Source organism: Pseudoalteromonas piscicida (assembly GCF_002744175.1).
Lineage (GTDB): Bacteria > Pseudomonadota > Gammaproteobacteria > Enterobacterales > Alteromonadaceae > Pseudoalteromonas > Pseudoalteromonas piscicida_B.
Genome location: NZ_NKHF01000079.1, coordinates 23,571 through 47,614, shown reverse-complemented (window position 1 = coordinate 47,614; position 24,044 = coordinate 23,571). Strand labels below are relative to the sequence as shown.

General features: G+C 42.3%; 20 protein-coding genes and 1 pseudogene. 7 read left to right on the top strand and 14 right to left on the bottom strand.

Annotated features, from left to right (window positions below):
• Positions 1–267: 267 nt before the first annotated feature.
• Positions 268–588: a hypothetical protein gene (locus CEX98_RS17260; RefSeq protein ID WP_099643257.1), complete on the top strand. Its 321-nt coding sequence runs from the start codon at positions 268–270 to the stop codon at positions 586–588.
• A gap of 67 nt (positions 589–655) precedes the next feature.
• Here CEX98_RS17260 and pyrF read toward each other — a convergent pair whose 3' ends face one another.
• The 9 genes and pseudogenes from pyrF to gyrA form a co-directional block, all read right to left on the bottom strand.
• Positions 656–1,363 carry an orotidine-5'-phosphate decarboxylase gene (pyrF, locus tag CEX98_RS17255; protein ID WP_099643256.1) on the bottom strand — a complete coding sequence of 236 codons (708 nt, stop codon included), beginning with the start codon at positions 1,361–1,363 and terminating at the stop codon, positions 656–658.
• A 28-nt stretch (positions 1,364–1,391) separates the two neighbouring features.
• A pseudogene (lapB, locus tag CEX98_RS17250) lies at positions 1,392–2,527 on the bottom strand (lipopolysaccharide assembly protein LapB).
• 2 nt (positions 2,528–2,529) lie between these two features.
• Complete coding sequence (locus tag CEX98_RS17245) at positions 2,530–2,793, bottom strand: lipopolysaccharide assembly protein LapA domain-containing protein (protein WP_010377035.1); 264 nt, start codon at positions 2,791–2,793, stop codon at positions 2,530–2,532.
• Between the two features lie 17 nt (positions 2,794–2,810).
• Complete coding sequence (ihfB, locus tag CEX98_RS17240; RefSeq protein WP_010377033.1) at positions 2,811–3,101, bottom strand: integration host factor subunit beta; 291 nt, start codon at positions 3,099–3,101, stop codon at positions 2,811–2,813.
• A gap of 61 nt (positions 3,102–3,162) precedes the next feature.
• Complete coding sequence (gene rpsA / locus CEX98_RS17235; protein WP_099643255.1) at positions 3,163–4,830, bottom strand: 30S ribosomal protein S1; 1,668 nt, start codon at positions 4,828–4,830, stop codon at positions 3,163–3,165.
• Between the two features lie 99 nt (positions 4,831–4,929).
• Positions 4,930–5,646, bottom strand: coding sequence for a (d)CMP kinase (gene cmk / locus CEX98_RS17230; protein WP_099643254.1), 717 nt, complete (start codon positions 5,644–5,646; stop codon positions 4,930–4,932).
• A 250-nt stretch (positions 5,647–5,896) separates the two neighbouring features.
• On the bottom strand, positions 5,897–7,177 hold the full coding sequence (gene aroA, locus CEX98_RS17225) for a 3-phosphoshikimate 1-carboxyvinyltransferase (RefSeq protein ID WP_099643253.1): 1,281 nt from the start codon (positions 7,175–7,177) through the stop codon (positions 5,897–5,899).
• A complete protein-coding gene (serC, locus tag CEX98_RS17220; protein ID WP_099643252.1) occupies positions 7,177–8,259 on the bottom strand; it encodes a 3-phosphoserine/phosphohydroxythreonine transaminase in 1,083 nt (360 codons plus the stop codon). The genes aroA and serC overlap by 1 nt, the downstream gene beginning before the upstream one ends.
• A gap of 212 nt (positions 8,260–8,471) precedes the next feature.
• Entirely contained in the window at positions 8,472–11,144 is a 2,673-nt protein-coding gene (gyrA, locus tag CEX98_RS17215) for a DNA gyrase subunit A (RefSeq protein ID WP_099643251.1), read from the bottom strand.
• A gap of 265 nt (positions 11,145–11,409) precedes the next feature.
• On the opposite strand from gyrA, the gene ubiG reads away from it, so the two are divergent.
• From ubiG to yfaE, 5 genes are all read left to right on the top strand, one after another.
• Positions 11,410–12,120 carry a bifunctional 2-polyprenyl-6-hydroxyphenol methylase/3-demethylubiquinol 3-O-methyltransferase UbiG gene (gene ubiG / locus CEX98_RS17210; protein ID WP_099643250.1) on the top strand — a complete coding sequence of 237 codons (711 nt, stop codon included), beginning with the start codon at positions 11,410–11,412 and terminating at the stop codon, positions 12,118–12,120.
• Positions 12,117–12,764, top strand: a complete 648-nt coding sequence (locus CEX98_RS17205) for an HAD family hydrolase (protein WP_099643249.1) — start codon at positions 12,117–12,119, stop codon at positions 12,762–12,764. The genes ubiG and CEX98_RS17205 overlap by 4 nt, the downstream gene beginning before the upstream one ends.
• 355 nt (positions 12,765–13,119) lie before the next feature.
• Positions 13,120–15,405, top strand: coding sequence for a class 1a ribonucleoside-diphosphate reductase subunit alpha (gene nrdA, locus CEX98_RS17200; protein WP_099643248.1), 2,286 nt, complete (start codon positions 13,120–13,122; stop codon positions 15,403–15,405).
• 53 nt (positions 15,406–15,458) lie between these two features.
• Positions 15,459–16,589 (top strand): class Ia ribonucleoside-diphosphate reductase subunit beta, encoded by a 1,131-nt coding sequence (gene nrdB / locus CEX98_RS17195; protein WP_099643247.1) that lies wholly within the window; start codon positions 15,459–15,461, stop codon positions 16,587–16,589.
• On the top strand, positions 16,589–16,861 hold the full coding sequence (gene yfaE / locus CEX98_RS17190; RefSeq protein ID WP_099643246.1) for a class I ribonucleotide reductase maintenance protein YfaE: 273 nt from the start codon (positions 16,589–16,591) through the stop codon (positions 16,859–16,861). The genes nrdB and yfaE overlap by 1 nt, the downstream gene beginning before the upstream one ends.
• 26 nt (positions 16,862–16,887) lie before the next feature.
• On the opposite strand, the gene CEX98_RS17185 is transcribed toward yfaE, so the two are convergent.
• Positions 16,888–17,412 (bottom strand): YaeQ family protein, encoded by a 525-nt coding sequence (locus CEX98_RS17185; protein ID WP_099643245.1) that lies wholly within the window; start codon positions 17,410–17,412, stop codon positions 16,888–16,890.
• 174 nt (positions 17,413–17,586) lie between these two features.
• On the opposite strand from CEX98_RS17185, the gene CEX98_RS17180 reads away from it, so the two are divergent.
• Positions 17,587–20,064 (top strand): TonB-dependent receptor, encoded by a 2,478-nt coding sequence (locus tag CEX98_RS17180; protein WP_099643244.1) that lies wholly within the window; start codon positions 17,587–17,589, stop codon positions 20,062–20,064.
• A 68-nt stretch (positions 20,065–20,132) separates the two neighbouring features.
• Here the strand turns inward: CEX98_RS17180 and CEX98_RS17175 are convergent, their stop codons facing one another.
• From CEX98_RS17175 to CEX98_RS17160, 4 genes are all read right to left on the bottom strand, one after another.
• Positions 20,133–21,557 carry a M1 family aminopeptidase gene (locus tag CEX98_RS17175; RefSeq protein WP_099643243.1) on the bottom strand — a complete coding sequence of 475 codons (1,425 nt, stop codon included), beginning with the start codon at positions 21,555–21,557 and terminating at the stop codon, positions 20,133–20,135.
• A gap of 342 nt (positions 21,558–21,899) precedes the next feature.
• On the bottom strand, positions 21,900–22,532 hold the full coding sequence (gene upp, locus CEX98_RS17170; RefSeq protein ID WP_099643242.1) for a uracil phosphoribosyltransferase: 633 nt from the start codon (positions 22,530–22,532) through the stop codon (positions 21,900–21,902).
• Between the two features lie 12 nt (positions 22,533–22,544).
• On the bottom strand, positions 22,545–23,093 hold the full coding sequence (locus tag CEX98_RS17165; RefSeq protein WP_099643241.1) for an NAD(P)H nitroreductase: 549 nt from the start codon (positions 23,091–23,093) through the stop codon (positions 22,545–22,547).
• A 237-nt stretch (positions 23,094–23,330) separates the two neighbouring features.
• Positions 23,331–24,026, bottom strand: coding sequence for an HvfX family Cu-binding RiPP maturation protein (locus CEX98_RS17160; protein ID WP_099643240.1), 696 nt, complete (start codon positions 24,024–24,026; stop codon positions 23,331–23,333).
• Positions 24,027–24,044 lie beyond the last annotated feature (18 nt).

The window sequence follows — 24,044 nt, the reverse complement described above, 5'->3', positions numbered from 1 at the left end:
TTTCATTTTTAGTTAACTTGCTCCATAATTCCCGTTAATTTAGTTACTTACTAAATTAGGGTCATAAGTGCGCAAACATGGCTCCTAAGCTGGATGTTTGTTTATTCACAACAAACTTCTGCGCCAGTTTACGTGATTAAAACAGTAAAAAGCGTCACACCAGGATTCAATGTAATAATTACTAGTGTACGAACTACTCCCCTACTCATTAATTTAGTAAAATATGAGTTAAAACATAATTTAATAGCGACATAACAAGGAGATGTAATGCGAGAAGAAGATCGACTAGTTCCTCAGCAATTGGGGCAATATCTATACCAGCAAATATTTGAGCCATGGAGTGAAGCACGGCTTGTATTAGATTATCATGATGACAATATGCCAAGGTGCTCGGCTTTTTATTATGATACAAACATACCGAAACAAGCACATGTTATCCCTATAAGTGATGAAATTTTCGCGCTTTTTCTAACTGTGTTCGAAAATGCGACATCAAATCAGGCAGAAAACTGGCAAAAAGCGGTTTTCTCAGTACAACGAAATGGTCAATTTAGTTTGAACTTTGAAACGGCGGATAATAAAGACTAAAAGGTTCGACTCGACTACACAGGCATCATAAATAGAAAAGGCCAACGATAATGTTGGCCTTTTCTATTTAAAGTGAAATACTTTGGTTTATCGCTTTCAATGCAGCTGCGGGATTTTCTGCTTGAGTGATTGGGCGCCCTATCACTAAATAGTCACTACCTGCTCTCACTGCCTTTTCAGGTGTCATAATACGTTTTTGATCGCCAGCATCAGCACCTGCAGGTCGGATACCTGGTGTAACCAGTTTAAACTCTTCGCCGAGTTGAGCCTTTAATAGTTCAGCTTCTTGTGCAGAACAAACCACTCCATCTAAGCCTGATTCCTTCGCTAGTTTCGCAAGGTATAACACTTGCTCTTGAGGTGTCTTTTCGATACCAAGCTTTAATAGCTGACCTTGATCCATACTAGTTAATACAGTCACAGCGATAAGTAACGGCGCTTTGTCACCGTAAGCTGCCAATGCTTCTTTTGCTTTTGACATCATTTCATGACCGCCACTTGCATGAACATTTACCATCCACACTCCAAGTTCAGCTGCTGCAGTTACGGCTTTTGCAACTGTGTTTGGGATATCATGAAACTTCAGGTCTAAGAACACATCAAAATTCATATCTACCAGTTTTTTTACAAACTGAGGGCCAAAATAGGTAAACATTTCTTTACCCACTTTTAATCGGCATTCGTCAGGTGAAAGCTGAGAAACAAATGACAATGCAGCTTCTTCATTATCATAATCAAGCGCAATCAAAACCTTTTTTAAATCTTGTGTCGACATAGTTACCCTATTTGGCCAAATTAAAATCTTAATAACCGTCTAAGCCACGGCTAGGAGCAAGAGACTCCCAATGTTTGCAGGAGGGACATAACCAATACATTGTATGGCTTGTAAATCCACAGTGACCACATTGATAATTTGGCTTAGTAGCGATATATGACTTAACCAATTTATCTATTTCTTGTAGTACGTGATCTATTTTAGCATCTTTGCCACTGATGAGTTGCAGTAAATAACTAAAGCCCCTAATTGATGGTTCACGTTTTAAACTATCAGTTAGAAACTCTATTGCTTCAGAAATCTTTCCCTGACTTACCAACCTTGGCAAAATTTAATTCTTATTAGTACGCCACCTTTTTCTAATAGCTCAGACATCAGCTCAAAAAACTGCTCCTGAATGTTTAATTTAACATAACAGGATTCTAAATCTTCAAGCACTAAAGGCGCCATAAAAACAAACTGGCTCACTAGTTTACGCCAGTAGTATATGCTCTTTACATAATCATCATGTGTATAGGCATCTTTGCCCATTTCATAAAGTGGCCTAACGGTTTCATGGGCAAGTGAAGTTGCCTTTTCAAATAAACTTGGATTATTTTCCTGATCCGCTGCTTCACAATAAAAGTTTGCAATCGTTGCACAGTGAGATGATTTTTTGAATAGCTCGGGGTGTGCTTCATACATATGAACCCCTTTTCGCCAGTCTCTAGTTTGAGAATAAAGATTTAAGATTGGGTCTAGTGCCTCTTTAAAACCCGACTTTACGAGAATGACCAAATGTTCTTCAGCACTATCGAGTAACCCCGCTAATATATAGTCTTGTGCTAACTCTAAACGGCACGACTTTACCACTTCTTCGTCAAGGTTTGGCTGTTTAAGTAACAATTCGTGAATTTTTATTGCTCTATCTAACTCTCCCCGCTTTCTAAATAAAGAGGCGAGCGTTAAATAATGATCGACTGAGTCAGCAGATACTTCTAGGAGTTTGGTAAGATGTTCAAGACCTTGGTCCTCTTCTCTATCTAATAGGAACTTAAGGCCTTTACTGTATTCTGAGGTGATCTGTCTACTTTGCTCTAAGGCTTGGTTTTTTGCACTATTTTTACCCATAACATAACCGTAAGCAGCAGCTACAGGTAATAATAAAAACAGCAGCTCGATCATAACTAGCGTTCGGCTGCTTGGCTAAGCTTACTATTACTTTTTTTTAGGCGATGATTTTGCCATTTAAGCTTAGATAAAACCGACGCTGTTACAAGTAAACCAATAATTATACCAAGCGCTAAACAGATGCTCATTAAGGTTGCGAGCGGTAACTCTGCACTTGCAATTACAAAATTGACATTAACTACTTGTGGATTTTGCGTTCCAACTAAAAATGCAATCAGTATGGCAACAACAGCTAATCCCTTTTTCAATACTGCAACCAAGTTTTGCTCCGTTAGACTTAATTATTTAAGCTTTCGTTTACTCTATCGCGCAGTTCTTTGCCTGGCTTAAAGTGTGGGACATATTTACCATCCAGTTCTACTGTTTCGCCAGTTTTAGGGTTACGACCAGTACGAGGTGAACGGAAATGAAGCGAGAAACTACCAAAACCACGGATTTCAATGCGCTCCGAGTCTGATAATGAGCCAGCCATTTGTTCAAGGATTTCTTTTACCGCATTCTCTACATCTTTAACAGGAACGTGAGCGTGCTGCAGTGCAAGTTGTTCTATCAATTCAGACTTTGTCATAATGTTTCCTTAAGGGTAAAAGGAAGGGCTATATGCCCTTCCTAGTTTTAAGACTGATTAATTAGTCTTTTTGAGCATTTTTGAAAGCTGCAGCCATTGCGTTTTCGAACGCTGGCTCTTCTTTCTTAAGCTTCTCTAGAGCTTCTTTCTCTTCAGCTTCGAAGATAGCTTTAACTGATAGGCTGATAGTACGGTTCTTACGATCAACACCTACAAATTTAGCTTCAATTTCGTCACCTTCAGAAACAGCAGCAGTTGCGTCTTCAACACGCTCTTGCGCGATGTCAGCTACACGGATGTAACCTTCAACGCCTTCGCCTAGCTCTACAGTTGCGCCTTTAGCGTCAACTTCAGTCACTTTACCTTTAACAATAGCACCTTTTTTGTTGGCGTCTAGGTAGTTAGTGAATGGATCAGCGTCAATTTGCTTAACGCCTAGAGAGATACGCTCACGCTCTGGGTCAACTTGTAGAACGATAGCTGTGATTTCGTCACCTTTCTTGTACTCACGTACAGCTTCTTCGCCTGGAGTGTTCCAAGAGATGTCAGATAGGTGTACAAGACCGTCGATACCGCCTTCAAGACCGATGAAGATACCAAAGTCAGTGATTGACTTGATCTTACCAGAAACTTGGTCGCCTTTGTTGTTAAGACGAGCAAATTCTTGCCAAGGGTTAGCTTTACACTGCTTAAGACCAAGAGAAATACGACGACGCTCTTCGTCGATTTCAAGAACCATAACTTCAACAGTGTCACCTAGTGAAACCACTTTTGAAGGGTGGATGTTCTTGTTAGTCCAATCCATTTCTGAAACGTGTACTAGACCTTCAACGCCTTCTTCGATTTCAACGAAACAGCCGTAGTCAGTTAGGTTAGTTACACGACCAGTAAGCTTAGCACCTTCTGGGTAACGACCAGCGATTGCAGCCCATGGATCTTCGCCAAGTTGCTTAAGACCTAGAGAAACACGTGTTTTCTCTTTGTCGAACTTAAGTACTTTAACGTTGATTTCGTCACCTACGTTCACGATCTCTGAAGGGTGCTTAACACGCTTCCAAGCCATGTCAGTGATGTGTAGAAGACCGTCAACACCACCTAAGTCTACGAATGCACCGTAGTCAGTAAGGTTCTTAACGATACCTTTAACTTCTTGACCTTCAACAAGGTTTTGAAGTAGCTCTTCACGCTCTTGTGAGTTCTCAGACTCGATAACAGCACGACGTGAAACAACAACGTTGTTGCGCTTCTGGTCTAGCTTGATTACTTTGAACTCTAGCTCTTTACCTTCAAGGTGAGCTGTGTCGCGAACTGGACGTACATCAACAAGTGAACCAGGTAGGAATGCACGGATTGAATCAACTTCAACTGTGAAACCGCCTTTAACTTTACCGTTGATAACACCAGTAACAGTCTCTTGCTCTTCACAAGCTTTCTCAAGACGGATCCAAGCTTCGTGACGCTTAGCTTTTTCACGAGAAAGGATAGTCTCACCGAAACCGTCTTCGATTGCATCTAGTGCTACGTCTACTTCGTCGCCTACTGCAACTTCTAGTTCACCAGCAGCATTTTTGAATTGCTCTGCAGGGATTGCACTTTCAGACTTAAGGCCAGCGTCAACAAGAACAACGTTGTTCTCAATAGCGATTACTGTACCTTTAACGATTGAGCCTTGCTCAACTTCAAAACCCTGTAGGCTTTCTTCAAATAACTGCGCAAAATTTTCTGACATACTAAATACGTCTCTATAAAGTTAAATTACCAATTAGCAACCATGCTGCATGGGGTTGTTAAATAAACACTAGCTTCCTGCCTGTGTCATTAAAAAATATTACTTAGGCAAGCAACTTTTCGGAAGCTTACCTGCCACAATGGCGTCTTGAATAAAAGACATAACCTGTTCGAACACTTGCTCGGCATTATGCTCTGTTGTATCAACAACAATTGCATCGCCGGCAGGCACTAATGGGGCAACCTTGCGATTCATATCGCGATCATCGCGAGCTTTAATGTCTTCTAACAGACCACTTAGTGTAACATCATGGCCTTTTTCATTCAACTCAACAAATCGTCTGCGAGCACGTTCTTCAGCGCTTGCAGTTAAATAAATTTTGAGTTCTGCGTCAGGGAACACCACCGTTCCCATATCACGTCCATCCGCTATCAAACCAACTTCGCTTCTAAAAGCACGCTGGCGTCGCAGTAACGCTTCTCTTACACGAGGGAGTGCCGCAATTTTTGACGCTGCCGCGCCTACTTCTTCATTGCGGATGGTGTTCGTAACATCTTCACCTTCAAGTACAATTTTGCTTTTTTTAGTTTCTTTATCAATTGAAAATTGCACATCCAAATTGGCAGCGAGTGGGACTAATCCTTCCTCGTTATCTGTGGCAATTTGGTGGTGTAGTGCTGCTAAAGAAAGCACGCGATAAATCGCACCACTGTCCAACACTTCCCAATTTAATGTTTCAGCTAACAAGCGACAAACAGTTCCTTTGCCTGAACCACTTGGGCCGTCTACGGTGATCACTGGCATAGCTGCCTGCATTTAAACCTCCTAAAAATGCTCACCTGAATTTGACGGCGCATAGTATACGTCAATTTGCTGAATATATCCTTATTTACCTGTCATTTTTTGTTATATGTCAAATTATTAGTACAAGTAAAGACAGGTAACATCGGGCTTTGCGCGCAATTTGCTGACTAAAAAATATGCACAATTTTCCAACTCAAGCATGTTCTGAAGTAAATATAAGCAACATTTTTTGATGCCGAAACGATTCGGCACCAAGGTAAGATCAGTGTTGGCTAATGCTTTCTAGCACTGAAAAATAGGTAGGAAATGTTTTAGCGGTACATTTTGGATCATTGATAATGATCGGCTGGCCACCAACAGCAACCATTGAAAAACACATCGCTATCCGATGATCATTATAGGTATCGACATCAGTAAAATTAAAACGAGTAGGTGGTGTTACCTCGATATAATCATGCCCCTCTACTACCTCTGCGCCAACTTTCTTAAGCTCAGTGGCCATTGCAGCTAACCTATCGGTTTCTTTTACTCGCCAATTATAGATATTACGAATTGCTGTTTTACCGTTAGCAAATAATGCCACTGTAGCCAGTGTCATTGCTGCATCAGGGATCGCATTCGCATCTATATCTACACCATTTAGCTGGCCCTTACGGACGATGATGCGTTCGTCGTACCAATCAATTTCTGCACCAACTTGCTCCATAACGTGAGCAAACCCTATATCTCCCTGAACGCTTTGCTTCCCTACTCCTTTAATTTCTATTTCTCCACCAGCGATTGCCGCTGCGGCTATAAAGTAGGAAGCTGAAGATGCATCTCCTTCAACCATCAAGGCACCAGGCGATTGGTACTTTTGCCCTGCTTTTACCACAAAGCTTTGATAATCATTGTTTTCTACATGTACGCCAAAGTGGGCCATCACACCAATCGTGATATCGATATATGGCTTGGAAACAAGCTCTCCTTTGATTGCCACTTTGGTATCACCACTAAACAGCGGTGCAGCCATGAGTAAAGCCGTCAAAAACTGGCTTGAGATACTACCATCAATCTCTACTTCTCCACCTGCCAGCGGCTTTCCAGTTATTTTTAACGGTGGGTAATCTTTATTTTTAAGGTACTGAATATCGGCACCAAGCGCTTGCATAGCGTCCACAAGGTGGCCAATTGGTCGCTCTTCCATACGTGGTTCGCCAACCAGTTCATATTCACCAGAGACTGCTGCTAGTACCGCTGTCAAAGGCCGATAAGCAGTTCCGGCATTACCTAAAAACAAAGGCTCCGTTGGCGTAGTAAACGCCCCACCACTGCCTTTAACTATTGCCACAGTGTTATTTTCTTCTAGGGTCACTGAGACACCTAGTTGAGACAACGCCCCTAGCATATGTCGAATATCGTCACTGTCTAATAAATTAGTTACTCTTGTGGTACCCTCGCAAAGCGCAGCAAGTAATAAAATACGATTGGAAAGGCTCTTAGAGCCTGGTAGTGTGACGCTACCATTCACCGCAGTGATTGGCTTAAGCGTAAGCTGTTCCATCAACTATTCTCCTGAGCAAATTTATCCATAAATGCAACCAAGGCTTTAATCCCCTCAATTGGCATTGCATTGTAAATACTTGCTCGCATACCACCTACGAAACGATGGCCTTCTAGTGCAATTAAGCCATTTTGCTCAGCTTCTGCGAGAAACTTAGCATTCAGACTGTCATCTTTTAGCCAAAATGGTACATTCATTAATGAACGGCAGTGCGTAGCAACCTTATTTGAATAGAAATCTGAGCTATCGATGTAATCATAAAGAATGGCTGCTTTCTCTTTATTGTGGGCTTCCATTGCTTTTACACCACCTATACTTTCAAGATATTTAAATACTTCAAAAGCAAGATACCAAGCGAAGGTAGGAGGTGTGTTATACATACTCTGTTGATCAGCCTCAATGGCGTAATCGAGAATAGCTGGTCTTGGTAACCCTTCTCTTTTTAAGAGCGTTTTACGAACAATAGCGATGCTTAGACCCGAAGGACCTATATTTTTTTGTGCCCCTGCGTAAATCAAATCGAAATCATCTACATTGATTTCACGCGAAAGGATATTAGAAGACATATCAGCAACGATCGGTGCGCTCGGGTGTTTTGGTACATCAAAGATTTCAATGCCGTCTATTGTCTCATTCGGGCAATAGTGAATAAATGAAGCGTCTTCCGGTAATTTCCATTCAGATACAGGCAAGATATCAAATTGGCCGTTTTCGTCAGTGCGGATATTGATGGCATGTGTTTGGGTGAATTTTGCGCCTTCTTTAGTCGCCCCAGTAGACCAAATGCCATTTTCAACATACACGCCTGGTAAACCGTCAATATGAAGGTTTAGCGGCACAGCGGAAAAGTGACCACGGCCGCCGCCATGCATAAACAATACTTCAAATTCGTCAGAAATATTCATTAAGCGGCGTAAACTCGCTTCACATTGTTTCGCCATTTCCAGATAAGGTGCTGAACGATGGCTCACTTCCATCACAGACACCCCTAGGTTCTGCCAGTTTAGAAACTCTTTTTGCGCCTTTTTCATAACTTCTACAGGTAACATCGCAGGACCCGCGCAAAAATTATAAACGGTCATATTTTTCCTCATTCCAAATAAGCTCGTCCATCCAATTCACTGACGAATTGCTATCATATATTTGTGGATGAACAGTAAGTTGCCCGGACAAATGCCGGATAATTCGTAGCCTTAATTTATCAGGGTTCGAGCTATTGTCATAGAGGAACAGATTGAAAAAAATAACAGAAATAAAAAAAGCGACCGAAGTCGCTTTTTACAGGTAAGATTTTTTATTCTTCGGCACCGGAATCAGCTGCTGGAGCCGCTTCGCCTTCAGGTTCAACGATTTCACCTTCAGGTAAGTCCTCTACCTCAATTTCTTCGATACGTTGAAGACCGACTACTTTCTCGTCTTCCATGGTACGGATCAGAATAACGCCTTGAGTGTTTCGACCTACTGTAGAAACTTCTTTTACACGCGTTCTTACTAACGTACCGCGGTTTGAGATCAACATGATTTCATCATTGTCATCAACTTGAACCGCACCAACCACAGAGCCATTTCTTTCAGTGACTTTGATTGATACAACCCCCTGAGTTGCACGGCTCTTCGCAGGATACTCTTCAAGCGGTGTACGCTTACCGTAACCATTTTCGGTAACCGTCAAGATCGCGCCATCACCTTGAGGAACAATCAATGATACTACTTTGACGTCGTCAGGCATCTTAATACCGCGAACACCCGTCGCAGTACGACCCATAGGACGTAAAGCTAGCAGCTCTTCTCCAGTTTCAGGGTCGCGCTTCACTTCGCCAGTTTCTGAATCACGCTGCTTCTCGTTGAAACGAACCACTTTACCGTGCTCGGTGAATAACATGATGTCGTCTTCACCTGTCGTGATGTTAGCACCAATTAGGCTATCACCTTCATTTAGGTTAATAGCGATGATACCACTTGCACGTTGACGGCTGTACGCTGTCAATGGTGTCTTCTTAACGATACCGCTGGCTGTTGCCATGACGATAAATTTATCTTCTGCGTACTCACGCACTGGTAAAATAGTAGTGATACGTTCATCAGCTTCGAGTGGCAGCAAGTTAACAATAGGCTTACCGCGCGCAGCACGAGATGCCAATGGTAGTTGATACACTTTCAACCAATACAAGCGGCCTGAAGTTGAGAAACATAAAATCGTATCATGCGTATTTGCAACTAATAAACGCTCGATAAAGTCTTCATCTTTCATCTTAGTTGCTGAGCGACCTTTACCACCACGGCGCTGGGCTTCGTAGTCGCTAAGTGGCTGATACTTAACGTAGCCTTCGTGAGAAAGCGTAACCACAACATCTTCTTCGTTGATCAAATCTTCAAGGCTGATATCGTGTGCAGCCGCAGTGATCTCAGTGCGACGCTCATCACCATAAGTTTCTTTGATCTCTACTAGCTCATCACGGATCACTTCCATCAAGCGCTCTGGAGAAGAAAGGATATAAAGTAGCTCTGCGATAAGTTCAAGTAGCTCTTTGTATTCAGCAAGGATTTTTTCATGCTCAAGACCAGTAAGCTTATGTAGTCTTAGGTCTAGGATCGCTTGAGCTTGTTGTTCAGACAGATAGTATTGACCGTCACGGATCCCTAACTCTTCTGCAAGCCAGTCTGGACGTGCAACGTTTTCTTCGCCTGTACGCTCTAGCATCGACTTAACATTACCAAGTTCCCATGGGCGAGCAGTTAATGCGGCTTTCGCTTCTGCAGGCGTTGGTGACTTACGGATAAGTTCAATGATTGGGTCAATGTTTGCAAGCGCAATTGCTAAGCCTTCAAGCGTATGCGCTCTATCTCTTGCTTTGCGAAGATCAAATACAGTACGACGGGTAACCACTTCACGACGGTGGATAATAAACGCGTCTAGCATTTCTTTTAAGTTGAAACACTTAGGCTGATTGTTGTCTAGTGCAACCATATTAATACCAAACACAGTTTGCAACTGGGTTTGCGCATATAGGTTGTTAAGTACTACTTCGCCTACTTCACCACGCTTGATTTCAATGACAATACGCATACCGTCTTTGTCAGACTCGTCACGTAGTGCACTGATCCCTTCCACTTTTTTATCTTTAACAAGCTCTGCGATCTTTTCGATCAATCTCGCTTTGTTTACTTGATAAGGGATTTCGTGAACGATAATGGTTTCTTTACCGCTTTTCTCATCGACTTCAATTTCCGCTTTTGCACGGATATATATTTTACCTCGGCCCGTTTTATAGGCTTGTTCGATGCCTTTTTTACCACTAATAATAGCAGCAGTTGGGAAATCAGGACCTGGAATATAGTCGATCAATTCTTCAATGGTAATGTCTGGATTCTGGATCACAGCCAAGCAACCATTGATCACCTCAGTTAAATTGTGAGGTGGGATATTGGTAGCCATACCAACAGCGATACCGGATGAACCATTCACTAGTAGGTTTGGTATTTTTGTTGGCAAAACATCTGGGATTTGTTCTGTACCATCATAGTTTGGTACATAATCTACGGTTTCTTTCTCAAGATCCGCTAGCAACTCGTGCGCAACTTTCGCCATACGAACTTCCGTATAACGCATCGCAGCGGCAGAGTCACCATCAACAGAACCAAAGTTACCTTGTCCATCTACCAACATGTAACGTAGAGAGAAAGGTTGCGCCATACGTACAATTGTATCGTATACAGCACTGTCACCATGAGGGTGATATTTACCGATAACGTCACCAACTACACGAGCTGATTTCTTATAAGGTTTATTCCAGTCATTTTTAAGTTCGTTCATCGCGAACAATACACGACGGTGCACGGGCTTAAGGCCATCACGTACATCGGGTAAAGCACGACCAACGATTACACTCATCGCGTAATCAAGGTATGAATTTTTTAATTCATCTTCGATATTGACTGGCAGGATTTCATTGGCGAGATCAGACATTTGACTCCACTTTCCTTCAGTGTCCACCCCTTTTGTGTCACACTACAACGATATGTAGAGTTGCTTTTCTGAATATCAAATTGCTTTTATGTTGAAGTGCCAAATAAACGCGCTTCAAAAATAGCCGAATTGCCTCAGAGTACCAGCGGGGGCGTTGTTTATTATAAAATTCGTAAAGCATGCTACCACACTTTTTAGCGTTTTACAGGTGCTATTTTTATCTAATCCCCTTTATAATGCGCTCAATTCGACGAGGAAGTTTTTTATGACCGAACATCAAAATGTAGACCCTAATGAAATCGCCAAATTTGAAGAAATCGCTGAGCGTTGGTGGGATCGAGAAGGTGAATTTAAGCCATTACATGATATCAACCCACTGCGGTTAGATTTTATAAATGATAAGTGTCAAGGACTGTTCGCAAAGACGGTATTAGATGTTGGCTGTGGCGGCGGCATATTAACAGAAAGCATGGCGAAAATGGGCGCCAATGCCACCGGTATCGACATGGGACAAGAGCCGTTAAACGTCGCCAAACTGCACGCATTAGAAACCGGCGTACAAGTTAACTATCAAAAAGTGCCCGTGGAAGCGTTTGCCGAAGCGAATGGCAGCACATTTGACGTGGTTACTTGTATGGAAATGCTTGAGCATGTTCCCGATCCCGAATCAATTATTCGTTCCGTTGCCCAACTCGTTAAGCCCGGTGGCCATGTGTTTTTCTCAACCTTAAATAAGACCACAAAGGCATACTTGTTAGCCATTGTCGCCGCAGAAAAATTGTTGAAAATGGTACCTGAGGGCACTCACGAACACGATAAATTCATTCGTCCCTCTACCTTGATAGATTGGGCTGAAAAATACGACTTAAAAGTTAGAGCTGCAACTGGCATTAATTACAATCCCATCGGTAAGACATTCACGTTAACTCAAGATGTCTCAGTCAACTACATTTTGCACTTTGAGAAATTAGCATGATCCAAGCCGTATTATTCGACCTAGATGGAACCCTACTTGATACCAGCGATGATTTAGGCGCTGCATTAAATCATGTTTTAGTGGCTCATCAGATGCCCGTTGTTAGTAAGTCACAATATAGTAGCGCCATCTCTAACGGCGTTGCAGCGATGCTTGAAGTTGGCTTTGGTGATTCGTTGGCAAAATTCGATATCAAACAACTGCGCAAAGAGGTACTTGATTATTACATGGATAACCTTTCGGTCCACTCTCATTGCTTTGCCAATATTGGTGCTTTACTTGATGCTCTTGCAGCACAGGGTATCAAAGTTGGCATCATGACCAACAAACCGGAGTTTTTAACACACCCGTTACTAAAACAGATACCCGAACTTGCAAATATCGAGACAGTTGTCTGTGGTGATACGCTCTCTGTAGCTAAGCCCAACCCCGAACCGCTGCTGCTTGTAGCATCAAAACTCGGGCTAGAGCCAGAGCACTGTCTATATGTAGGTGATGCGGAACGAGATATAATTGCTGCAAAATCCGCAAAAATGTTGAGTGCGGCTGCAATGTGGGGTTTTATTCCTTCCGAGCCGGAAGCACAATCTTGGAAAGCGGATCTTTATCTTACTAACCCACTGGATGCGCTATCGCATATTTAGTGCTAGAGGGAAAATAAAACACAATATATTGTGCTTTTGCTATAATAGATACGAATTTTGTGTAGAAAAAAATCAGTTGGAATTTTTTTTTATTTTTGCTTAAAAGCATCATCTTTCGGTTGATTTTTCTTTGTGGGCAGATAAGTGGTTATTCATAGGTTAGTGGATACTTACATAAATAAATTATCCCAAACTTATCCACAATTCTACCGAAGTTGTTCTCTTGCAAATTTACGTCAACCCCACTATCTTGTGATCCCTAGCCACTAGGGCACCATATATAGTGGTGGTTTGCTAAACAATTTTTAATCGTGCGATATCAAAAGCGCGTTCCTAAGGAATACAGGCACATAACATGAACCAACAGCTATCTGTATGCAAAAGAAACGGTCGCAAAGAACCGTTAGATCTAGATAAGATCCATCGTGTCATTACATGGGCCGCAGAAGGCCTTGATAACGTCTCAGTTTCTCAGGTTGAGTTAAAGTCACACATCCAGTTTTATGACGGTATTCGTACTGGTGATATCCACGAAACGATTATTAAAGCTGCTGCTGATCTGATCTCAAAAGAATCTCCAGATTATCAGTATCTTGCTGCTCGTCTGGCTATCTTCCACCTTCGTAAAAAAGCGTATGGTTGTTTTGAGCCTCCGCATTTACACGATCACGTTGTGAAGCTAGTAGAAGATAAACGCTACGACCAGCATTTGCTTACCGATTACACCAAAGCTGAATTCGATGAGTTAAATGACTATATAGATCATAGCCGCGATATGAACTTTAGCTACGCTGCTGTAAAGCAGTTAGAAGGCAAATATTTAGTTCAAAACCGTGTGACCGGTGAAATCTACGAAAGCGCCCAGTTTTTATATGTATTGGTTGCAGCAAGCCTATTTGCAAACTACCCAAAAGAAACACGTCTAGACTACATTAAACGTTTTTACGACGCGGTTTCTACATTTAAGATTTCTTTACCTACGCCAATTATGGCAGGTGTTCGTACGCCAACACGCCAGTTTAGTTCATGTGTACTCATCGAGTGTGCTGATAGCCTAGATTCAATCAACGCGACATCGTCTGCGATTGTGAAATACGTGAGTCAACGAGCTGGTATCGGTATTAACGCAGGTCGTATTCGTGCGCTTGGTAGTCCAATCAGAAATGGCGAAGCTTACCACACAGGGTGTATTCCTTTTTATAAGCACTTCCAAACCGCTGTTAAAAGCTGTTCACAAGGTGGTGTACGTGGTGGCGCTGCTACCCTATTCTACCCGCTTTGGCACTTGGAAGTAGAAAACCTATTGGTACTGAAAAATAACCGTGGTGTTGAAGAAAACCGTGTTCGCCATCTGGATTACGGCGTACAATTTAACAAAATGATGTATAGCCGTCTTATAAAGGACGACTACATTACGTTATTTAGTCCATCGGATGTACCTGGGTTATACGACGCATTCTTTGAAGATCAAGATAAATTTGAAGCACTATATGTTAAGTACGAACAAGATGACTCTATTCGTAAGAAACGCATTAAAGCGATTGAGCTATTCTCAATGTTTGCGCAAGAACGTGCAAGCACAGGCCGTATTTATTTACAGAACGTTGACCACTGTAATACACATAGCCCGTTCGACTCTAAAGTAGCGCCAATTCGCCAGTCAAACTTATGTCTTGAAATTGCATTACCGACTAAACCACTTAGTCATGTCAATGACCCTGAAGGTGAAATTGCACTTTGTACGCTTTCTGCATTTAACTTGGGTGCAATTAAGTCTTTGGATGAGCTAGAAGAGTTAGCAGAGCTTGCAGTTCGTGCCCTTGATAACTTATTAGATTATCAAGATTACCCCGTTCCTGCGGCTTACAATGCGACTATGGGTCGTCGTACACTTGGCATTGGTGTTATCAACTTCGCGTACTATCTGGCGAAAAATGGGGTGAAATACTCTGATGGTAGTGCCAATGGTCTAACCCATAAAACATTTGAAGCAATTCAGTACTATCTGATGAAAGCTTCAAATGAGCTTGCTAAAGAGCGTGGCGCTTGTCCTAAGTTCGACGAGACAACATACTCGCAAGGGATCATGCCTATCGATACTTATAAGCGCGATCTTGATAAGGTATGTGAAGAGCCACTACACCTTGATTGGGATGCATTAAGAGCAAGCATTAAAGAGCATGGTATGCGTAACTCTACGCTGTCTGCCTTAATGCCATCTGAAACCTCGTCGCAGATCTCAAATGCAACGAACGGTATTGAGCCACCACGCGGACACATTAGTGTTAAAGCCAGTAAAGATGGCATCTTAAAACAAGTGGTGCCAGAGTATGACCGCTTAAAAGATAACTACGAGTTACTATGGGATATTCCGTCAAACGATGGTTACCTAACACTGGTAGGTATTATGCAGAAGTTCATTGACCAAACTATCTCTGCAAACACAAATTATGATCCAAGTAAGTTTGAAGCAGGTAAAGTACCTATGAAGCTATTGCTAAAAGACTTACTAACCGCATACAAACTCGGTGTTAAAACACTTTACTACCATAACACTCGTGACGGTGCGTCAGACGCTCAGGATGAATTAAAACCTGAAGCAGAAGATGATGGTTGTGAAGGCGGCGCTTGTAAGATATAACTTTTTATGCGGGTGGTCTTCACCCGCTTTTTTAGGTATTGAGTAACACATTTATGGCATATTCTACGTTTAGCAGAAATCATAACGACCAACTAAAAGAGCCGATGTTCTTCGGACAAACTGTTAATGTATCTCGCTATGACCAGCAGAAGTATCCGATCTTCGAAAAACTAATTGAGAAGCAACTATCGTTTTTTTGGCGTCCAGAAGAAGTAGACGTAAGTAAAGATAGATTGGACTTTCAAGCGCTTCCTGAGCATGAAAGACATATCTTTTTGAGCAACCTAAAATATCAAACATTGCTAGACAGTGTTCAAGGTCGCTCTCCAAACGTTGCGCTACTGCCAATCGTCTCTATCCCAGAGCTTGAAACTTGGATTGAAACTTGGGCATTTAGCGAAACGATTCACAGTCGCTCTTATACACACATTATCCGTAATGTGACGCAAAACCCTGAAGTTATCTTTGATGATATTGTTGGCAATGACAGAATTGTTGAACGAGCGGATGCTGTTACCAAGTATTATGACGAGCTGATTGAAAAGGTAAGCCTTTATAATCAGTACGGCGAAGGTAAGCACGAAATAAACGGTACGACAGTCGTTATCAACTTGTTCGAACTTAAAAAGCTCCTTTATCTTTGCATCATGTCGGTTAACATTCTTGAAGCGATCCGCTTTTATGTGAGTTTTGCATGCTCATTTGCCTTCGCAGAGCGTGAGCTGATGGAAGGTAATGCGAAAATCATCAAGCTAATCGCCCGTGATGAAGCACTGCACTTGTCTGGTACTCAGCATATTCTCAATATTATGCAAGAAGGCAAAGACGACCCAGAAATGTCGATTGTTGCAGCACAGTGCCGTGAAGAAGCAATCAATATGTTTGTTGAAGCCGCAGAGCAAGAAAAAGAATGGGCAGAATACCTCTTTAAAGATGGTTCAATGATTGGCCTGAATAAAGATATCCTGTGTCAGTATGTTGAGTATATTACTAACATTCGCATGACTGCCGTTGGCCTACCTTCACAATTTGAGACAAAATCGAACCCAATCCCTTGGATTAATGCTTGGTTGGTTTCTGATAATGTTCAAGTTGCCCCTCAGGAAGCAGAAATAAGCTCATACTTGGTCGGACAAATCGACTCTCAAGTAGACGCCTCTGACTTTGGTGATTTCGACCTGTAATGGTTGAAAAGCCCTCCTTCCTCATTCAGGTTGAGAATATTGAGAAGCCACTGGAACATGTGGCTTCTTCGTCTTCGATCCTTGAAACCTTAGAGCAAGCAAAAGTGGAAGTGCCATATCAATGTCGCGAGGGGTTTTGCGGTGCTTGTCGTGCAACACTCATTGAAGGCCAAACTCAGTATTCAAATGAGCCGTTGGCATTTGTAAGAGATGGAGAGGTATTGCTGTGTTGCAGCAAGCCTGTCAGCAATATCAAAATAAAACTTCCTTAATCGTTAACCGCAGGCAGCTATCAAAGTTAAATAAGTTTTGTAACTTGCGCTCTAATATAGTGCTCGCCGTCGGTCACACTGATGGCGCTAGTTTCAAAAATAACGTCCCAATGTAAACTTCGCGTCAGCATTTCGCATAACTCGGTTATGAAACTACTGGGTATGTTAAACACTGAAAACGACTCGATAAACTGTAACTGTGCCCTGCGCTCTTCAAACCAATGCTCACCATCTATGCAAAGCACCACAACCTTAGCGTAAAGCTTTTCGTATTTGATGATTTCATCAACCTCTAACGCGCCAATAAACAAAGCCACCTCTACTTGCTCATTGTCGTCTTCGAGCCACACATCAGGCCAGTACTTCTTGGCTACCTTGCTCCACTTTGCTGGCTTATCATAGGACAATGCACAAATTCCCAACAGCTTCATGGCAAAATGTTCACTACTTTCCTTCGCCAGCATTGCCGTTGTAAACGCTTCTTCATGATGGCTGTGGTGAAATAGATCAGCGACTTTAATCCTAGCCTTAAATACAAATGGCTTGTTCATCGGTGTCTACCTACGTGGGCTGATATATTAACTATAGTTGTAATTCTAATTTCAACAACAACTAAGTTATAGTATAACGTTATTGATTCACCCAATTTGTAGTGTTATATTATAACTCTATTGCCGACTAGGCTAACTCGTTCAGTACACAACCTAACTCGTGGTAAAATAAATATGTTTAAGCAGTCTCTTATCGCCAGCGCGTTATTTTCATTATTAGGCGCTTCTCCAGCTTATGCTGCACAGCTTACAGGTAAAGTTGTTGACGCAAATAATCAACCACTTAGCAATGCAACCATTCACCTCCATGGTAAAAGCAAATCAGTTCAATCAGACAAGAATGGACAGTTCACCATTGCTGTAGACACTGACTCCCAGTTGCATATTTCTAAGCCAAACTACAGAGACAACAGAATCAATGTAACAGAGCAACAGGGGTTTATCCGTGTTCAGCTAGAGCCTACTTCGGTAGAGACAATTGTTGTTTATTCTTCTGCATTACACAAAAATAGCATGGAGATGACATCTCCTGTGAGTGTGTTAAGTGGTGATGAGTTAAAAAATCACGCAAAGCCAACGCTTGGAGAAACATTAAAAGGGCAACCAGGTATCAATGCCAGCTACTTTGGACCTGTTAGTTCCAGCCCAATCATCCGAGGCTTAGATGGCCCTCGAGTTAAAATTACCCAAAATGGATTAGATAGTAGTGATGCTTCTCGCGTCGGCCCGGACCATGCAAATACTAATGACTCTTTAGCTGCCCAACAAATCGAAGTATTAAGGGGCCCTGCAACGCTACTCTACGGCTCTGGCGCGATTGGCGGTGTTGTAAACGTGGTAGATAACCGCATTCCAACGGATGTTATTGAACACCTACAAGGCGCAGCCGACTATAGCCACGACACCAATTCGAACACCAATACATTTGCTGTCTTACTTGAGTCTGGCTTCGATGGTTTTAATTTCCACTTTGACGGCGTAAAACGTAAAGGTGGAGATTATGAGACGCCTAATTTTGCACTTCCTCATGATGAACATGAAGACCATGACGGTCACGAAGAACACGACGAACACGGTCATGAAGATGAGCATGAAGAACATGCGCTTGAGTATGCAAGCAAAGTAGATAACACGTTTATCGATTCTGAACAGTTCAACCTCGGCACTAGCTATGTAGGCGACCATTTGACCGTCGGCTTCTCTTACGGACGTGTTGATACTGACTATGGCATTCCAGCCCATTCACATATTGGCCACGATCATGACCACGACCACGAAGAAGATGCCCATGATCATGATGAAGAAGAAGCTCATGCTCATGAAGAAGAATCTGTATTTGCAACAGTAAAACAAGACCGCTGGCAAGGCCTAGTTAACTATGCCGTGCATAGCGACTGGCTAGAGTCTATTGGTTTGCGCGTAGGTTATACCGATTATGAGCATGCTGAAATTGAAGACGGTACTGTCGGCACAGTATTTAAAAATGATACTACTGAACTACGCCTAACTGCTGAGCATCGTTTAGGACAATGGCATGGCACAGTTGGTTACCACTTCTCTGATAGTGATTATGCCGCAGATGGCGATGAAGCGTTTACGCCATCGACTAATACTAAGACCCATGCGCTGTACATCCTCGAAGAACGACGCTTCGGTGACTTCACCTTAGAATTAGGTGGTCGAGTCGAAGACTATCAATTGTCGAGTAAGGGTAACCAATTAGATGCCCATGAAGACGATGGCGACCATGACCACGAAGATGAGCACGATCATGGACATGGTGGTAATTTAGATGCTGGCTTCATTGCCTATGATCTTGATATGACAAATCTAAGTCTGTCTATTGGCGGTGTGTATGATTACGCTGATGGGCACAATGTCGCGGTTTCGTTATCTCGTTCAGAGCGTGCTCCGCTTACGGCTGAATTGCTATCAAACGGCATCCATATTGCGACAAGCACTTACGAACTTGGTCTAGGCTATGAACTAGAGGGCGACCATCTACATTTCGAGCCACAAGACATAGAACAAGAGACATCAAATAACCTAGATATCAGCTTTAGAAAGTTCTCTGGCAACTTTGGCTATACTGTTAACTTCTTCTATAACGACATTGAAAACTTCTACTATCAAGCCTTAACGGATTATATCTTCAGTCCGGAGCATGGTTTAGAGGTTGCTGATCATGAACATGAAGGTGCAGTACCTGTATTTAAGTTTGAAAGCAGCGATGCCAAATTATATGGCTTAGAGTTTGATGCTCACTATAAACTCAGTAACTATTCACGCGTTAAGGTCTTTGGTGATTCGCTCACCGCAAAACTAGATAATGACGACTACCTTCCACGTATTCCGAGTAATAAGTTAGGGGTTGATTACGAGCACAGTTACGAAAACCTAACCGCTAACTTCACTGTTACGCATTACTTTGACCAAGACAATATTGCTAGCTACGAAAGCGAAACCAAAGGTTACACACTGGTTGATATGTCATTTAATTATGACTTTGAGCTGATGGGTAACGATATGGTTGGCTATGTAAACTTAGACAACTTAACGGATGAACTGGGCTTCGTCCACAGCTCATTCATTAAAGAGCAAGCCCCATTACCAGGCCGCAACGTCAAGCTTGGGATCAGAGGCTACTTTTAATACCGATTCCTTTCTTTTATAGAAACCAAAAAGCTACCTTCTGTTGGTAGCTTTTTTATTGGGTTGCCTTATATCTTATCCTTTCTTTGACTTAAGGTAATGAAATGCTCAAAGCTAGTGGCGTTTGAGATATCTTCTATAAACGCGAGACTATTCACCCACCGAGATAAAACCCAATCGATGTCGGGGTCATTTAAGTCACGTAGTGCAAAAATAAAATCACTTGTTGATGCGCCGCTTTTCACATGTGCTACATAAAAACTACGCAAAAGATGATTGAACTTTTCTTCTCCTAGTTCATGATGCAAAAGCGCAAAAAATAATGCGCCTACGGAGTAGGCGTTAAGCCCTACTTTTCCATACTCTTCAAATGCCGTGGTTAAATATTTCGGTTGTTTAGCAAATTGTTTTTGAGCACGTTTTAGCACATCTGTCATATGTGAGCTTAAAGACGCCATTTTGTTCAAGCGTGAATCAGTTAAGTACTCTAAAAAGGTAGCCTTACCCTCATTCCAGCGCGGTGAGTAGCTTTCATTTGAGCGTGGATCCCACAAATGACTAAGTTCATGATAGAGACGAGTGACCTCTACAAACCCTTCACTGTCTTGGATAATTGCGCTAACGTCAGCTTGAGCACCAAACCCCTTTGGGATCTCTATAAAACTAAATTCACCGGTACTTTGACGTTGGCCAAACCAGTTTTCATATAAGGATATGGTTTGCTTTGCCTTTTCTATATAGTGAGTTGCATGCTTATTACCCGGTAACGTAAATAACTTAAAGCCATGCCCTTTGGTAACGGTATAAGGCGCAACCATGAAGTCCATTCTCCAAGAGGGTTTCTGGTTTTTGTATGAGTATACCCTTCGGCCTTGATTTTCTGTTACACCTATAAGGGTTCCGCCATTAGCTACAACTAAGCCATTATCCACTTCAATATCAGCAGTGTAGTTATATCGCTTTTGCCAAAATCTCGATGCGCGATTCACCTTGTCATCAGGTACTGTGATTAGCGGATAGGCGTATGCGTCCATACGAATAATAGAAAATTCAGGAGAGATATCATCTTTTATATAGCCCATGCCTGTTTCTGTATAACCCTTTATATGTCCAGAGTAATTCACAGTAAAAACTACCTCTTGCTCAGGTAGAATCGCGTCTGGCAGCAATAGCTGAATATAATTTGCCTGAAATAACGTATCATCACGATTACTCACAACGCGTTGTGTATAGTTGAGCGGCTTACCTGTTGAACTGGTAACCCCCGTAACGCTAAGCAATCTATAAAGTCTTAACGGAATTACGCTGACAGGTGATTTGCCCTGGTTTTTAGCGGTGATCGTGGCACTACCTGATAAACTGCTCGTTTGCGTATTGATGTTGAGGTCTAGGTGATAGTTAGTTGCAAATGTTTCTATGTTCTCGATGCTAGTGAGTTCACTTGCTGATACACAAAAGCAACTTAGCCACAAAAATATGCGTAGCAAATACATCGTCTATCCTTATTGTTTTTTTATTGTCCAAAGTACAATAAGTGTGAACAACTCGTTCTGCTATAGAATTTTTTTGTATGCTTGTTTTAAATCAATAAATCTGTAGTTAGCCCGTAATTATTTAACCTAAACTCGGGATGAGAAGTTAGCTAATCAACTAAAGCATACGAGCTCATAGTGCTGTTTAGACGAAAAGAAGTATTGGCCGATAACACCGCTACCACACCTGATGACGTCAAATTATCAACATCCGCGAAAACAAGATAGAAGTTTGCTATTGAATTGTTTTAACTAGGAGCAACAATTGCCATTACGCAGATTGTTACTCCAAACTCCGATTACCTAGGCTCTGGTGCCAAAAATTTTGTCACCAGCATCGCCAAGACCCGGCACGATATAACCTTTTTCATTCAAGTGGCTATCAAGAGAAGCGGTATATATTTCAACGTCAGGATGCGCTTCTTCAACCATTTTTACTCCCTCAGGTGCTGCAACAAGAACAACGGCTCGGATTTCTTTACAACCAGCCTTTTTAAGCATGTCTATTGTCGCAACCAAGGAACCACCGGTTGCAAGCATCGGGTCAATAACCAATGCAAGTCTTGCGTCTATATTACCTACCAATTTTTCAAAGTAAGGAACCGGCTCTAACGTCTCTTCGTTGCGTTGTAAACCAACGACACTTACCTTAGCCGCAGGAATAAGTTGTAAAATACCATCCAACATCCCTAGCCCTGCGCGTAAAATAGGCACTAAGGTAATTTTCTTTCCTGTTAAACGCTTTACCGTTAACTCATTGCCATCCCAAGCCGATATAACTTGGTCACTGAGGGTCAAGTCTTTCGTTGCCTCATAGGTGAGGAGGTTGCCCACTTCGGAGACAATTTCACGAAAGTTTTTAGTCGACATCCCCTGCTCTCTGAGTAATCCAAGCTTGTGTTGAACCAATGGGTGATCAATAACATGTAATGCCATGGTTATGTTTCCTTATAAACTGCTAAAGAAGTCTTCTGGTTTGTGTCTCACGGGCTTAGTACACTGTACTGTCGGTGTGCCTAGATAAAGATAGCCGACAATTTCATCTTTTTCGTCAAGCCCTAGCTGTTTTTTAACTTCAGGGCTTTGGGCAAAATAACCCGTGCGCCATACACCTGACAATCCTTGGGCAAAGGCAGCCTGTTGCATCGCTAATACGCTGCAACCAGCACTTTGAATTTGCTCAATACGTGGTACTTTTGGATGTTCTTGATAAGGCGAGACTGCAATAATCAACATCGGCGCACGCTGTGGCAACGCCTTTGCTCTATCGATAATCCGCTGTTCTTGCTGCTCTTTTAACGCTGCTTGATAATAAATCTCACCCAGCTTATCTCGGCCTTCTTCCTCTACGGTAATAAACCTAAACGGAGTTAAGCCTCCATGATCTGGCACTTTTAGCGCTGCTTTTTTGATGATCTCTAATTGTGTTGGACTCGGTCCAGGAAAAGATAAGTTACTATCTGATTGGCGTGTTAGGAGTAATTCTATTGCATCCATTAACTCGTCCCGTGTTGTGCCTTCAAAATGGGCGTGATTTAGGTGCGCTTAGTTTATCACTTCCCTTTTGATTCGACTACGCAACGTAAGTGCTTTGTATCAGCCTCCTTGCTGCAACTTCATAGCTAATAGTTTGCTTTATGCTTGTTATACCAATTCGCTTAATTAAGTAGTCTATGAGGCAAGAAAATTTTGACGCCGTTAGCGTCAAGTTTACTCCCTCAAATTGAGCAGACATTAATGTCCATTGGTATTTTCTATCACTCTTCTTACCCAATAGTCTATGCTGACGTAACGCCCTCCGCCGGTAAAAAACAACGATAATAGTAAAACAAAGTAAGTTGCCGCAAATTCAATGCCGTTATTTAAAATGACTACGTTGCCTTTTTCATACAGGTAGCTCGGCTCGCCGTGCTCAGCTACGAGCTCTTTTATGGTATCTAATCTTTCTTGTGCTGCTTTGCTGTTCTCAAGGCTAACTTTTGCTTCATCAAAGCCGAGCCACAGCGGGACGTTTGCCGCACTGGTATCTGGATTAGTCGGTGCTATCGCAAACCAGCCATTATCAAGATGAACGGTGGTGGCCGCGACCACCATAGTGATCATCAGCGGGATTGATATCAAGCGAGTCATTAAGCCAATCAGCAACAACCAACCACCTAGAAACTCCGTCCAGGCCGCTAAAAATGCCAATACGTCTGGCAATGGTAAACCCAATCCCCACTGTGTATTGCCAAACCAAGCCACCACATTAGGATCGGCCAAGAAGCGTTGCAGCGGTGTAGCTTCTGGATTCGATAGATTCAATTTGTTATACCCAGCAATGATCATCACAGGCGCTAAAATAAGCCGGATCAATAAAGGGGCCAAACCCGAAAAGTATTCTGAGATATGTTGTAAACGTCGATATGGTGTTAGAAAGTTGGCTGGCATCTAGGCTGCGGTCCATAG